The sequence below is a fragment of the Acidovorax sp. LjRoot74 genome, assembly GCF_964254355.1.
In the GTDB taxonomy this organism is placed as follows: Bacteria; Pseudomonadota; Gammaproteobacteria; order Burkholderiales; family Burkholderiaceae_C; genus Acidovorax.
Window position 1 is genome coordinate 5,445,601 of record NZ_CAXUTI020000001.1, and the last position, 14,156, is coordinate 5,459,756.

At 69.9% G+C, this 14,156-nt stretch carries 8 protein-coding genes; 6 read left to right on the plus strand and 2 right to left on the minus strand.

Annotated features, from left to right (window positions below):
• Positions 1–99: 99 nt before the first annotated feature.
• On the minus strand, positions 100–2,856 hold the full coding sequence (glnE, locus tag ACSQ3O_RS25885) for a bifunctional [glutamate--ammonia ligase]-adenylyl-L-tyrosine phosphorylase/[glutamate--ammonia-ligase] adenylyltransferase (protein ID WP_436140940.1): 2,757 nt from the start codon (positions 2,854–2,856) through the stop codon (positions 100–102).
• A 98-nt stretch (positions 2,857–2,954) separates the two neighbouring features.
• Between glnE and ACSQ3O_RS25890 the strand changes: the two genes are divergently transcribed.
• From ACSQ3O_RS25890 to ACSQ3O_RS25905, 4 genes are read left to right on the plus strand one after another with little or no spacing between them, the layout of a single operon-like run.
• Positions 2,955–7,103 carry a YhdP family protein gene (locus ACSQ3O_RS25890; protein ID WP_436140941.1) on the plus strand — a complete coding sequence of 1,383 codons (4,149 nt, stop codon included), beginning with the start codon at positions 2,955–2,957 and terminating at the stop codon, positions 7,101–7,103.
• Positions 7,100–7,918, plus strand: a complete 819-nt coding sequence (locus ACSQ3O_RS25895) for a carbon-nitrogen hydrolase family protein (RefSeq protein ID WP_436140942.1) — start codon at positions 7,100–7,102, stop codon at positions 7,916–7,918. Before ACSQ3O_RS25890 ends, ACSQ3O_RS25895 begins: the two co-directional genes overlap by 4 nt.
• Positions 7,915–10,014 carry a two-component system sensor histidine kinase NtrB gene (locus ACSQ3O_RS25900; RefSeq protein ID WP_436140943.1) on the plus strand — a complete coding sequence of 700 codons (2,100 nt, stop codon included), beginning with the start codon at positions 7,915–7,917 and terminating at the stop codon, positions 10,012–10,014. Before ACSQ3O_RS25895 ends, ACSQ3O_RS25900 begins: the two co-directional genes overlap by 4 nt.
• Positions 10,014–10,643 carry a response regulator transcription factor gene (locus ACSQ3O_RS25905; RefSeq protein ID WP_137749364.1) on the plus strand — a complete coding sequence of 210 codons (630 nt, stop codon included), beginning with the start codon at positions 10,014–10,016 and terminating at the stop codon, positions 10,641–10,643. The genes ACSQ3O_RS25900 and ACSQ3O_RS25905 overlap by 1 nt, the downstream gene beginning before the upstream one ends.
• 86 nt (positions 10,644–10,729) lie before the next feature.
• Here the strand turns inward: ACSQ3O_RS25905 and ACSQ3O_RS25910 are convergent, their stop codons facing one another.
• Positions 10,730–10,858 carry a hypothetical protein gene (locus tag ACSQ3O_RS25910; protein ID WP_283202047.1) on the minus strand — a complete coding sequence of 43 codons (129 nt, stop codon included), beginning with the start codon at positions 10,856–10,858 and terminating at the stop codon, positions 10,730–10,732.
• On the opposite strand from ACSQ3O_RS25910, the gene mltA reads away from it, so the two are divergent.
• Positions 10,806–12,014, plus strand: a complete 1,209-nt coding sequence (gene mltA / locus ACSQ3O_RS25915) for a murein transglycosylase A (RefSeq protein ID WP_436140944.1) — start codon at positions 10,806–10,808, stop codon at positions 12,012–12,014. The genes ACSQ3O_RS25910 and mltA overlap by 53 nt on opposite strands.
• A gap of 63 nt (positions 12,015–12,077) precedes the next feature.
• The gene (locus ACSQ3O_RS25920; RefSeq protein WP_436140945.1) at positions 12,078–14,114 is read left to right on the plus strand and encodes a DUF3482 domain-containing protein; all 2,037 of its coding nucleotides are present in this window, start codon (positions 12,078–12,080) and stop codon (positions 14,112–14,114) included.
• The last annotated feature ends 42 nt before the right edge of the window (positions 14,115–14,156 follow it).

Here is a 14,156-nt window from a genome sequence, read left to right on the forward strand (position 1 = left end):
CACAATTCAAACAGTTGTTTGAATTAATGAATTTTTCATGAAGCGGTGCTGCGCCAAGATGCAACCATTTGTCACCGCCAAGCGGCTGTTCAAAGGGCGCTACGCCCCCGCGCCAAACACGGCCCGCCACAGAGCCAGCACCGCGTCGCGCTCGGCCTGCAGCGCGGGCGGGGTCACCTGGGTGGGGGCTTCGTCCAGCCGCGCCACATGCTGCACCCGGCGCAGTTCGCGGTAGGCGTCGGCGGCCGCCACGCCCACACCGGCGGGCAGCAGCCCCACTTGCTCGGCACGCTGCAGCAGCGCAATGTTGCCCACGTTGCCGCGCAGTTCGGGGTGGGCTGCCGACTGCGACAGCACCAGGTACTGCACGGCGAACTCAGCGTCCACCATGCCACCCGGGCTGTGTTTCACATCGAAGCGCCCGGCAGGCGTGGGGTGGGCCGAGCGCACCCGCTCGCGCATGGTGACGATCTCGCCCTGCAAGGCCAGCGGATCGCGGGACGAGGTGATCACGGCTTCGCGCACGGCGTCAAAACGTGCCTGCAAGGCATCGCTGCCCATCACAAAACGCGCCCGTGTCATGGCCTGGTGTTCCCAGGTCCAGGCGGTGTTGCTGCCGCGCTGCTGCTGGTAGTTGGCGTAGGCCTCGAAGCTGGTCACCAGCAGGCCGGAGTTTCCGTTGGGCCGCAGGGCCGTGTCGATCTCGTACAGGTCACCCTCACCGGTCTTGACAGTGAGCCAGTTGATGAGCTTGCGCACAAAGGCCGCATACACCTCGGGCGCGCGCTCGTCGTCGTCGTCGAACACAAACACGATGTCGAGATCGCTGCCATAGCCCAGCTCCTTGCCGCCCAGCTTGCCGTAGCCAATGATGGCGAACTGGGGTTCGTCGCGGTGGCGGTTCTTGAGTCGGCTCCAGCACCACTGGCTGGTGATGCGCAGCACGCTGTCGGCCAGGGCGCTGAGGTCGTCGGCCACCTGCTCGACGGTGATGCGGCGCTCCACATCGCGCGCCAGGGTGCGGAAGGTTTCGGCGTGCTGCGCACGGCGCAGCAGGTTGAGCAGGGTCTCGTCGTCGTCTTCGCCGGTGGACCGCAGCGAGGCAAGGCGCATGCCCAGCTCGCGCTCGAAGTCGGCCACCACAAAACGCTCGGACAGCAGGTGGTCGCCCACCAGTTCGTCGATCACGCCGGGGTGCTGCAGCAGGTAGCGTGCGGGCCACTTGGCCGCGCCCAGCAGGTGCAGCAGCTGTTCGTGCACCGAGGGGCGCTCCAGCAGCAGGGCCAGGTAGCTCTCGCGGCGCAGCAAGGGTTCGAGCCAGTTGACCAGCCGCACGGAGGCTTCTTCGGTCACGCGGCCTTCTTTCAGCCACTGCGCGGTGCGCTGCACCAGGCGGAACAGGCGCGCACGCGCCTCGTCGCGCAGGCCTTCCACACGCGGATGGCTGCGCCATTCGGCCACGCGCTCGCGAAAGCCGCCAGACAGTTGCTCCAGCAGGGCCTCCAGCTCGGGCGGTGGGGGCGCGGCGGCACGGGGGCCACCACAGCCACCGCCGTTGCACTGTTTTTTGCCCGCGCCACCCAGCAGGGTGTCGAACTCCTGCGCCACCAGCTCGCGGTGGGCGTCCAGCTCGTGCAAGAACGCGCAGCAATCCTTGAAGCCCAGGGTCTGGGCGATCCAGGCCAGGTCGTCGTCGCGCGTAGGCAGCACATGGGTCTGCTGGTCGTCCAGGTACTGGATGCGGTGCTCCACCCGGCGCAGGAACACATAGGCCTGCGCCAGCGCGTCGGCCGTTGCCTGGGGCATGAGGCCCGCATGGGCCAGCCGCTGCAAGGCATCGAGCGTGGGGCGGCGGCGCAGCTCGGGGAACTGCCCGCCGCGCACCACCTGCAACAGCTGCACGGTGAATTCGATCTCGCGGATGCCGCCGCGCGAGAGCTTCACGTCGTTGGCGCGCTCCGGGTGGCCCGCGCTGCGCTTGGCCGCGTGGTCGCGGATCTGGCTGTGCAGGGAGCGCAGCGCATCGAACACGCTGTAGTCCAGGTAGCGGCGGAACACAAAAGGCAGCACCACCCCGCGCAGCGCCTGCACCTCGGGGCGGCCAATGCAGTCGCGCGGGGCCACCACCCGGCTCTTGAGCCAGGCAAACCGCTCCCATTCACGGCCCTGGATCTGCAGGTACTCCTCCAGCGCCGCCAGGGACACCGAGGCGGGACCGGAGTTGCCATTGGGCCGCAGCGCCAGGTCCACGCGGAACACAAAACCATGTTCGGTGGTGTCGCCCACCAGGCTGTAGATGGCCTTGACGGCGCGCGCAAAGTATTCGTGGTTGGAGATACGGCCCCGGCCATCCGGCATGCCCGCCGTTTCGCCGTCGTGCTCGTAGACATAGATCAGGTCAATGTCGCTGGACACATTCAGCTCGCGGGCGCCGAACTTGCCCATGCCGATGATCCAGAGCTGCACGGGCTGCCCGTCGGGCCCGCAGGGTGCGCCATGGCGTTCGTCGAGTTCTCGGCGCGCCTGGGCGCAGGCGCGGTCCAGGGCCAGTTCGGCCAGCTCGGTCACGGCCCGGGTGATGTCGGCCAGCGGGGCCTGGGCTTCGCAGTCGAGCTGGATGAGACGCTCCATGACCAGCTGGCGCAGCATGCGCAGGGCGGTGCCGGTGTCGCAGCCCCGCGCGCGCAGCGCGTCGTACGCCTGCTCCATGGTGGCCAGCACCGGGTTCCCGGGCGGCAACAGGCCCAGGTCGCCTGCGTAGCGGCGGTGCAGGCGCTGGTAGAAGCGCGAGTGTTCTGCCAGCGGCCCCGCAGGGAAAGGCTGGCTGCAACGGGGGTCAGAGGACGGTGCGTTCATGGCGGGTAAGGCACGGGAGGCCCGAAGCTGCGTACTGAGTTTGTAGTGAACCCACGCGAGGCCCGCGGGTCATAATTCCTGCCACATTCAATCCCACCATGATCGATCCCACCACGCACCCCTCACGCCTGCTCAAAATAGTGGCAGGTTTTGCGCGGTGGTCACTGGGTCTGCTGCTGGCCTTCTGGCTGCTGCTGGCCATCGCGTGGGGGGCCCTTCATGGCTGGATTGTGCCGCGAATCGGGGACTTCCGCCCACAGCTGGAAGCGCATGCCGCACGGGCTCTGGGGGTTCCCGTCCAGATCGGTGCCATCACGGCCAGCACCGAAGGGCTGGTGCCGTCGATCGAGCTGTCGAACGTAGCGCTGCTGGACGCGGCAGGCCGCGCGGCCCTGCAGCTGCCCCGGGTGGTGGTGGCACTGTCGCCACGCTCCCTGCTCAACGGCGGTTTCGAGCAGCTGTATGTGCAGGGGCCGGAGCTGGACGTGCGCCGCGCCGCCGATGGGCGCATCTATGTGGCGGGCCTGGAGTTTGCTCAGAACCAGGGCGACAACAACGACGCGGCCGACTGGCTTTTTTCGCAGGGCGAGGTGTTCATTCAGGACGGCACCGTGCGCTGGACCGACGAGCAGCGCGGCGCCCCCGAACTGGCCCTGGAGAAGGTCAACCTGTTGCTGCGCAACGGCAACTGGCACCACCACATGCGCCTGGATGCCACCCCGCCACCCGCCTGGGGCGACCGCTTCACCGTGGTGGGCCTGTTCCGTGCGCCGCTGCTGCGGGCGCGCGATGGCAACTGGAAACACTGGAACGGCCAGGTATTTGCCGATTTCACGCGCGTCGATGTCTCGCAGCTGCGCCACCATGCCGATGTGGGCATTGCGGTGGCGCAGGGCCGTGGGGCGCTGCGCGCCTGGGCCGATGTGCGCAGCGGGCAGCTGGTGGGCGGCACGGCCGACCTGGCGCTGGCCGATGTGAACACCACCCTCAGCCCCGACCTGCAGGCGCTGGTGCTGCCCTCCATCCAGGGGCGCCTGGGCGGGCGGCGGCTGAGCGGCGGGTTCGAATTCTCCACCCAGGGCCTGCAGTTCCAGACCGATGACGGCCTGACCTGGCCCGGCGGGAACCTGCGGCTTATCCACACCGCTGCTACGGGCAAAGCCCCGGAGCAGGGCGAGTTCCGCGCCGACCGCCTGGACCTGGCCGCGCTGGCGCAGATCGCCAGCCGCCTGCCGCTGGGGCCCACGGCCCACGATGCCGTGCACATCTATGCGCCCCAGGGCCTGGTCGATGAGATCCAGGCCACCTGGAAAGGCCCGCTGGACAGCCTGCAGCAGTACCAGGTCAAGGGCCGCATCCGAGGCCTGGCGCTGGCCGGGGCCCCCACGGATGCCGCACCCACCCACCTGGGCCTGCGCGGCGCCACGGTGGACATCGACATGACCCAGGCCGGTGGCAAGGCGGCGCTCACGATGGCCTCGGGCGCGCTGGTGCTGCCCGGTGTGTTTGAAGACCCGGTGCTGCCGCTGGACCGGCTCAGCGCCGACGTGCGCTGGCAAATCGAAGGCAGCCGCATTGCCGTGCAGGCCAACGATGTGCAGTTTGCCAACGCCGACGCCCAGGGTGAGGCGCGCGCCACCTGGCACACCAGCGATGCCGCCAAGGCGCCACACAAATCGCGCTTTCCGGGCGTGCTTGACCTCACCGGCACACTGAACCGCGCCGACGGCACGCGCGTGCACCGCTACCTGCCCCTGTCCATCCCCGCCGAGTCGCGCCACTATGTGCGCGATGCTGTGGTGGCGGGCACCGCCAGCAATGTGCAGTTCCGCGTGAAGGGCGATCTGCACGACCTGCCGTTCAACGACCCCAAGCTGGGCGAATTTCGCATCGCTGCGCGGGTCAAGGATGTGACCTATGCCTATGTGCCGCCCTCGCTGCAGCCTGCGGGCACCCTGCCCTGGCCCGCGCTCACGGAACTGGGCGGCGAACTGATCTTCGAGCGGTCGTCGATGATGGTGCGTGGCGCCAGCGGCGGTTTTGCGGGCAGCAAGGGCCTGCGGCTGTCCAAGGTGGACGCCAAGATCCCCGACCTGGCGCATACCGTGGTGGGGGTGAATGCCGACGCACGCGGCCCGCTGGCCGAGCTGCTCACGCTCATGACCACCTCGCCCCTGGGGGGCATGACGGGCAACGCCCTAGGCCAGGCCAGTGGCACGGGCAATGCCGACTTCCAGCTGCGCCTGAGTCTGCCCATCAGCGACATCCACAAGTCCAGGGTACAAGGCAGTGTCACGCTGGCGGGCAACGAGCTGCGCATCACCCCCGACACGCCCGCACTGAGCCGGGTGCGGGGCGCCGTGCAGTTCAGCGAAACCGGGTTCTCGCTGACCAATGTGCAGGCCCAGGCGCTGGGCGGCAATGTGCGGCTTGAAGGCGGCATGCGGGCGCTGGCGCCCAACGCGCCCGCCACCGAATCGGCCGTGCAGTTGCGCGCCCAGGGCACAGCCACCGCCGAGGGCCTGCAGCAGACGCCGCAGCTGGGCATGCTGGCGCAACTGGCCCGCCGCGCCACCGGCAGCACGCCCTACACCCTGGCCCTGGCGTTCCGCCGGGGCGTGCCCGAGCTGCAGGTAAGCACCACCCTGCAAGGCCTGGCGCTGGCACTGCCGCCGCCGCTGGGCAAACCCGCTGACAGCAGCCTGCCGCTGCGCTTTGAGAGCCAGGTCGCGCGCGAATCCCTCACCGGCCTGGCTGCCAACGGCAATGGCAACGGGGCGCCGCCGCTGCGCGACCAGATCACCCTCGACCTGGGCGCCCTGGGTTCCGCCACCTACCTGCGCGACCTAAGCGGGCCCCAGCCCCGTGTGCTGCGCGGCGCCATTGGCCTGGGGCTGAGCAGTGGGGAATCTGCCCCGCTGCCGGTGCAAGGTGTGGCGGCCAACATCAGCCAGGGCAAGGTGGACGTGGACGCCTGGGAGGATGTACTGACCCAGGCCACCACAGCCGAGCCCGCAGCCCGCACGGCCCCGGCCGCAACCCCCACCGGACCCGCCGTAGCGCAGGACTATCTGCCCACCACCCTGGCGCTGCGCGCGCGCGAGCTGACACTGCAGGGCCGCACCCTGCACAACGTGGTGGCGGGCGCGCTGCGCGACGGCGCCATCTGGCGCGCCAACCTGGACGCCACCGAACTCAATGGTTATCTCGAATACCGCCAGCCGGGCAGCACCGACCATCCCAATGGGCGCCTGTTTGCAAGGCTCTCGCGCGTCAACATGCCGCAAAGCGACGTGAACCAGGTCGAGGCGCTGCTGGACGAACAGCCCGGCACCTTGCCCGCGCTCGACATCGTGGTGGATGACTTCGAGCTGCGCGGCAAACGCCTGGGCCGGGTCGAGATGGAAGCCCAGAACCGGGGCGGCGAGGGCGCCCAGCGCGAATGGCGCCTCGCCAAGTTCAACATCACCGCGCCCGAGGCCAGCCTCACAGCCAACGGCAACTGGGCCGTGCTCAATGCCGCGGGTACCACACCACGTGCGGCCGAGCGGCGCACGGTGCTCAATTTCAAGCTCGACATCCGTGACTCTGGCGACCTGCTGGGCCGCATGGGCATGGCCAACGTGGTGCGGCGCGGCAAGGGCCGCATGGAAGGGCAGGTGGCCTGGATCGGCGCACCGTTCAGCCCCGACTACCGCAGCATGACCGGCCAGATCAACCTCAACATCGAGTCCGGCCAGTTCCTCAAGGCTGACCCGGGCCTGGCCAAGCTGCTGGGCGTGCTGAGCCTGCAGTCGCTGCCGCGCCGACTCACGCTCGACTTCCGCGACGTGTTCAGCGAAGGTTTTGCGTTCGACTTCGTGCGCGGCGACCTGCGCATCGAGCAAGGCGTGGCCACCACCAACAACCTGCAGATGAAGGGCGTGAACGCCGCCGTGCTGATGGAAGGCCACGCCAACATCGACCAGGAAACCCAGGACCTGCGCGTGGTGGTGGTGCCCGAGATCAATGCCATGACGGCCTCGCTGGTGGCCACGGCCATCAACCCCGTGATCGGGCTGGGCAGTTTCCTGGCCCAGGTGTTCCTGCGCGGCCCGCTCATCGAAGCCGCCACGCAGGAGTTCCGCGTGGACGGCACCTGGGCCGACCCGCGCGTGGTGCGTGTGCCACGCCGCGCACGCGATGCCAGCCCCGCCACCGACGCCACGCCCCGCAGCAGCCCCCCCAAGACCGGAGAGCCCTCATGAAAGTAGCCGCCATCCAGATGGTGTCTGGCACCCAGCGCGACAACAACCTGCGCGCGGCGCGTGCACTGCTGCAAGAAGCCGCGCAGGGCGGCGCCGAGCTGGCCGTGCTGCCCGAATACTTCTGTGTGATGGGCCACAAGGACACCGACAAGCTCGCGCTGCGCGAGGCCGATGGCGACGGGGTGATCCAGCGCTTTCTGGCCGACACGGCACGTGCGCTGCAAATGTGGATCGTGGGCGGCACCCTGCCTCTGCAGACCACGGCACCCGACCGCGTGCGCAACACCACGCTGGTCTTCAACCCCAGTGGCGCCTGCGTGGCGCGCTACGACAAGATCCACCTGTTCCACTTTGACAACGGGCGCGAGGTCTATGACGAAGGCCGCGTGATCGAGGCGGGCAACACCCCGGTGCAGTTTGACCTGCAGGCGCGCGACGGCCAGCACTGGCGCGTGGGCCTGTCGGTGTGCTACGACCTGCGCTTTCCCGAGCTGTACCGCGCCCATGCCCGCGCGGGGACCGACCTGCTGCTGGTGCCCAGCGCCTTCACCCACACCACGGGGCAGGCGCATTGGGAGGTGCTGCTGCGCGCCCGCGCCATCGAAAACCTGGCTTACGTGCTGGCCCCCGCCCAGGGCGGCGTGCACGAGAACGGGCGCCACACCTGGGGCCACAGCATGCTGGTGGACCCCTGGGGCACCGTGCTGGCACAGCAGGACCAAGGCCCCGGCACCGTGGCTGGTGTGCTCGACGCCCAGCGGCTGCGCGCCGTGCGCGCCAAGCTGCCCGCGCTGACGCACCGCGTACTGCCGTGACCGAGCCCCGCGCACCGCGCCCCCCCCGCACCCTGCTGCAGCGCTGGCGTGGTGCCTGGCGCCGCTGGTCGCTGTGGACGGCGCTGGTGCTGCTGGTGGTGTCGATGCTGGCCACCATGGTGTGGCTGGCGGGGCGCTACGAAGCCAGCCAGGTGCAGACGCGGCTGGAGCGCGACACGGCCGATGCGGTGTCCGACATCCGCACCGCCCTCATGCACAACCTGCAGAGCCTGCAGGCCCTGCCCGCCGACACCCCGGGGCAGCTGGCCTGGGAGGTCGAGGCATCGGAGCTGCTGCGCATCCGCCGCGAGCTGGTGCGCATTGAATGGCGCGACGCCCACCTGAAGCTGCGCACCCATGTGCAGTCGCCCTACCGCCCCGTGGCCTGGGATGTGCGGGCGCGCGACAGCAACCAGTCCGACCTGACCATTGCGTGCACCAATGCCCGGCGCCTGGGCAGCCCGGCGTATTCCACCAGCTACTTCCAGCCGCACGGCGACGGCCTGGGCTCCGAGATGATGGAACTGTGTGTGCCCCTGACCGCAGGCGGGCGCACCACCGGGTTCCTCGTGGCCACCTACGGGCTGCAGGACATCCTGCTGAACCTGGTGGCACACAACCTCACGCGCAGCCAGGAGGCCTCGTTCACCGAACCCGACGGCACCCGCCTGGCCGTGATGGGCGCGGCCCGCCGGGGCTCGCGCATGTTCACCGCTCAGCACCTGCTGGACCTGCCCGGCGCCACCCTGGTGCTGCGCATGGACGGCTGGCATACCGCGCCCAGCGTCTTCCCCAACGTGCTCACGGCGCTGGTCACGGCCATGTCGATTGCGCTGGTCACGGTGATGGTGGTGCTGGTGCGCGACAACCGCCGCCGCCTGCGCGCCGAACGCGACCTGGCCGACGCACTGGCCTTTCGCAAGGCCATGGAGGACTCCCTCGTCACCGGCCTGCGCGCACGCGACCTGGAGGGCCGCATCACCTATGTGAACCCGGCCTTCTGCGAGATGGTGGGCTTCAGCCCGCAGGAGCTGCTGGGCCTGAGCATGTCGGCCCCGTACTGGCCGCCTGAGCGCGTGGAGGAATACCAGCAACGCCAGGCCATCCGCTTTGCGGGCACCATGCCACCGCGCGAGGGCTTCGAGTCTGAATTCATGCGCAAGGACGGCACGCGCTTCCCGGTGCTCATCATCGAGGCGCCGCTGATCAACGCCCAGGGGCAGCACACGGGCTGGATGAGCGCTTTCCTGGACATCAGCGAGCAGCGCCGCGTCGAAGAACTCTCGCGCGCCTCGCAGGAACGGCTGCAGGCCACGGCCCGGCTGGCCACGGTGGGCGAGATGGCCTCGCTGCTCAGCCACGAGCTGAACCAGCCGCTGGCCGCCATCTCCAGCTATGCCAACGGTTCGCTGAACCTGCTGGAGCAACCAGCCACACCCGCGCTTGCCACAGCATCCGCAACCACATCCGCCGGCACCGCTGCAGCCCCGCCCGGCCCCGATGCGCTGGACGACGTGCGCATGGCCATACGCCAGATCGCGCGCCAGGCCGAACGCGCGGGCCGCGTGATCAAGAGCGTGCACGACTTCGTGCGCCGCCGCGACCAGGCGCGCGAGGCCGTCTACGCGCAGCAACTGCTCGACGCCATCCTGCCGCTGGTGAGCCTGCAGGCGCGCAAGCTGGGTGTGCGCGTGCACACCACCGTGGAGCCCGGCCTGCCCCCCACGCTGTGCGACCGCACCATGGTCGAGCAGGTGCTGCTGAACCTGGCGCGCAATGCCATGCAGGCCATGGACGACCCCACCGTGCGCGCCCGCGTGCTCGACATCCGGGTGCGGCGCGCGGCCTCCAACCAGCACAGCGGCTGGATCGAATTTGTGGTGACCGACCAGGGCACCGGCATCCCGCCCGAGGTGGGCGCCAAGCTCTTCACCCCCTTCTTCACCACCCGCCCCGAAGGCATGGGCCTGGGCCTGAGCATGTGCCGCACGGTGATCGAGCAGCACGGTGGTTTTCTCGGGTTCGCGCCCCATGAGCCGCGTGGTACGGTGTTCACATTTACGCTGCCTGCGTCCCAACCTGATTCAAGACCCTGATGGAACCCATCACCAACGCCACCGTGTACATCGTGGACGATGATGCCAGCGTGCGCGAAGCCCTGGCCTGGCTGCTGCGCTCGCGCAGGCTGCCCAGCGAGTCCTACGACAGCGCCGAGGCCTTTGACGCCATGCTGCAAAGCCGCCCGGCCCAGCGCCAGCCCTGCTGCCTGCTGCTGGACGTGCGCATGCCCGGCATGAGCGGGCTGGCGCTGTTCGACCTGCTGGCCGCACGCGGCGACCTGGCCACCATGCCGGTGATTTTTCTCACCGGCCACGCCGACGTGCCCACGGCGGTGGACACCGTCAAGCGCGGAGCCTTCGACTTCTGCGAAAAGCCGTTCTCCGACAACGCGCTGGTGGATCGCATCGAACAGGCCCTGGCCCAGTCCAGCGAACACCTCACCCAGCTGCGCGCACGCAGCGGCCTGCAGGAGCGGCTGGCCGAGCTGACCGACCGCGAACGCGATGTGATGGACCTGGTGGTGGCGGGCCTGCCCAACAAGCTGATCGCCGACCAGCTCGACATCAGCGTGCGCACGGTGGAAGTGCACCGCTCTCGTGTGTTCGACAAGATGCAGGTGAAGTCGGCCGTGGAGCTGGCCAACCTGCTGCGGGGAGCGGCCTGACTGTCAGCAGTCCTGGACTGCGGATTCAGAGCTTTTTAGGCCGTCTCCGCGCATCCAGTGGCGCTTTAAAGCTATCAAAAAATGAGTTATTTGGGAGGCTGATTGGCGTCGTCGCTCGGCAGCTCGCCCTTCTTGCGGCCCGAGAACATGGTCCACCAGACGATGGCCACCAGCACCACCAGCGCCAGCAGCGCTTCAAGCAAAATCAGCCCCATGACCCTGAACCCCCTGCGCCTTGTTGTGACGGCGCTGATTGTAGGAACGCTGGCCGCCTGCTCCACGCCGCCCGCCCCAAGCCCCTCCCGCCCCGGGGCCATCCCGCCCCCGCCGCCGGCCAGCACCGTGGTGCTGCCCGGCGACACCGGCCCGCTGCCCCCGCCCATGTCGCAGCCCAAAAGCCGCTGGGTCCCCGTGCGCTGGGCCGAGCTGCCAGGTTTTGGCGACGACGCCCTGCACGAAGCCTGGAATGCCTGGATCAAGAGCTGCGAGCGGCCCGTGCCCCCCTTCACCGCGCTGTGCAGCGACGTGCGCCAGCTGAGCATTGCCACCGCCGACGAGCAGCGCGCCTGGCTCATCGCCCGCCTTCAGCCCTATCGCGTCGAGGCCGCCGATGGCAATGCCGAAGGCCTGCTCACCGCCTACTACGAACCCATGATGGACGCCGCGCGCCAGCCCGGCAACGGCTTCACCGTGCCCGTCTACCGCCTGCCCGCAGGCTTTGGCGCACGCAAGCCCTGGTACACGCGCCAGCAGATCGAGACCCTGCCCGAAGCCCAGGCCGCGCTCGCGGGCCGCGCCATCGCCTGGCTGCGCGACCCGGTCGAATCCATGGTGCTGCACATCCAGGGCTCGGGCCGGCTGCGCATTGCCGAGGCCGACGGCACCACCACCACCGTGCGTGTGGCTTACGCAGGCACCAACGACCAGCCTTACCAGAGCATCGGCCGCTGGCTGCTGGACCAGGGCTACACCCGCGACGCCACCTGGCCCGGCATCCGCGCCTGGCTGGCGGCCAACCCCCAGCGCACCAACGAGCTGATGTGGACCAACCCACGCTACGTGTTCTTCAAGGAGGAACCCCTGGTGGGCATGGACGCGGGTTTTGGACCCAAGGGCGCGCAGGGCGTGCCGCTCACGCCTGGCCGCTCCATCGCGGTAGACCGCCAGAGCATCCCCTACGGCACGCCCGTGTGGCTGGCCTCCAGCGGCCCGCAGGTGCAACTGAGCCGCATGGTGCTGGCGCAGGACACGGGCAGCGCCATCCTGGGCGCGGTGCGCGCCGACTACTTCACCGGCTGGGGCCCCGAGGCGGGCGACATTGCCGGGCGCCTCAAGCAGAACCTGCGGCTGTGGGCGCTGTGGCCAAAATAAGACTCAAAATGCCCTTCTGCGCCCGACCATCATGCGCTGATAGCTATTGAATCAGGATCATCCATGCGCGTGACCGAGCCCCAGCTGCGCACCCTGCTGCTGGCCCAGGCCATCGAGCAGGCCGACACCCGACACACCCTGGTCAGCCCGGTGGAGCTGCAGGACGCCACGCGCAGCGCCGTGGCCGCCGCCCGGGCGCGCGGGCTGCCCCGTGTGGGGGTGGCCGAGGTGATGCTGGAGCGCGCGACCACCATCGCCGACCACGCCAGCGGCCGCGACACCACCGTGGCTGCGCTGCACGCCCCACACACCGAGGGGCCCGGCGCAGGCGGGCTCGGGCCCTGGGTGGCGCGTGGCCTGCCGCTGGCGGCGCTGCTGCTGGGCCTGGCCATCGACCGCATCAGCAACGCGCACCGGGTGGACCTGCTCTCGCCCCCGCTGCTCACCGTGCTGGCCTGGAACCTCGCCATCTACCTGCTGATCGCCTGGCGCGCATGGCGCCCGCCCTCGCAGCCCAGCGCATGGCTGCAGCAAGCGCTGCGCCCCCTCAGCTATCCCTTTGGCCGTGCCGAGCGGGGGCGCGGGCTGGTCGCGCGCATTGCGGCCGACTTTCACCAGCGCTGGTGGGCCCATGCGGCCGACCTGCTGCAACAGCGCGCCGCGCGGGTGCTGCACCTGTGCGCCGCCGCCTGGGGCGCGGGCATTGCGCTGTCGCTGCTGTTGCGCGGGCTGGTGGTGCGTTACCAGTTTGGCTGGGAGAGCACCTTTCTCGACGCCACCCAGGTGCACGCCATCGTCTCGGTGCTGTTTGCACCGCTGACCCTGCTGCTGGGCCTCGCGCCTTTCACGCTGGAAGAGATCGCGGCCACGCAGAACTTTGCGGGCGAAAGTGGCGTGGCAGGCATGGCAGGTGGGGGTGGCGCCGCAGGCAGCCGCTGGGTCGGCATGTACGTGGGCCTGCTGCTGCTGGCCGTGGTGCTGCCGCGCCTGGCCCTGGCCGCCTGGGCACGCTGGCGCGAACACCGGTGGCAGGGCCACATCGACCCACAAGGCGCCGCCTTTGACACACTGCGCGCCAGCCTGCCGGGCGACCTGGTGATCGGCCTGCACGGCCCGCAGGCCCAAGCCCAGGTGCTGCTGGGCGCCAGCCTGCAGACCCCACAGGGCGACCGGCTGCAGTGGGTGGTCGATGCCAGCGCCCCCGTGGACGCCGTGCTGGCCTGGACCACCGACCCGCTCCCGCCCGCCTGGCAGGCCGCCCCCCACGTGGTGCTGCGCTGGGAAGACTTTGGCGCCAGCTGGGTGCTGGAGCCCACGCTGTTCGACCGGCTCAGCGCAACCCTGCCCGCCCACCACCATGCCCTCAACCGCCTGCGCGCCGCCTGGGTGGAGCGCAACGAGCAGCGTTTTGGGCAGGCCCTGCTGGCGCTGGCGCAGCACCTGCGCGCCTGTGCCGCACTCACCCGCCTGCCGCCAGACGATGCCGCCGCACGCTATGCCGAGCGGGTGCATGCGCTGGACGCCACGCTGCGCGCCCTGCATGGCGAGCCCGCCACGCCAGCCCCCCACCCCGTGCCAGCGGCACACCTGGCCCCGCCGCCCACCGCACCACGTCGCCTCGATGGCACGGCCCTGGCCCTGGGCACCTCGGCCGGAGCTGCTGCGGGCGCCGCCGCCGGGGCCAAGGCGGGCGCGCTGATCGACCTGGGCACGGGCGGCCTGACCCTGGGCGCAGGCACGGCCCTGGGCGCGCTGCTGGGCGGCACCACGGCCTGGGTGGTGCGATCGCTGCAAAAGAAGGACACAGGGCGGCAGGACCTGCTGCAACACGCCACCGAAGCGGCCTGCAGCCACTACCTCGCCATCGCCCACCAGCAGCGCATGCCACCGGACGATGCCCACCCCTGGACCGCGCGCTGGCACGCCGAGGTCACCGGCACGGTGGCCGCCCACGGCACCGCACTGACCGCCGCCCTGCAGGACGGCGCAGACGCTGAGGCCCTTATGCCACTGCTGCGCACGGTGCTGATGGGGATCCTGCAGCGCAGTTGTGTAGCAGAGGGGAGCGGCACAGCCCCAGCGGGCTCATCGGCAGGTTGACTATCGCCTTTTTGGCCTCTACCGCCCGATGGTATTGCCCTG

Coding starts and splice junctions, on each gene's coding strand:
- glnE (WP_436140940.1), bottom strand. CDS start 2,856: ATGAACGCACCGTCCTCTGACCCCCGTTGCAGCCAGCCTTTCCCTGCG.
- ACSQ3O_RS25890 (WP_436140941.1), top strand. CDS start 2,955: ATGATCGATCCCACCACGCACCCCTCACGCCTGCTCAAAATAGTGGCA.
- ACSQ3O_RS25895 (WP_436140942.1), top strand. CDS start 7,100: ATGAAAGTAGCCGCCATCCAGATGGTGTCTGGCACCCAGCGCGACAAC.
- ACSQ3O_RS25905 (WP_137749364.1), top strand. CDS start 10,014: ATGGAACCCATCACCAACGCCACCGTGTACATCGTGGACGATGATGCC.
- mltA (WP_436140944.1), top strand. CDS start 10,806: ATGGCCACCAGCACCACCAGCGCCAGCAGCGCTTCAAGCAAAATCAGC.
- ACSQ3O_RS25910 (WP_283202047.1), bottom strand. CDS start 10,858: ATGGGGCTGATTTTGCTTGAAGCGCTGCTGGCGCTGGTGGTGCTGGTG.
- ACSQ3O_RS25920 (WP_436140945.1), top strand. CDS start 12,078: ATGCGCGTGACCGAGCCCCAGCTGCGCACCCTGCTGCTGGCCCAGGCC.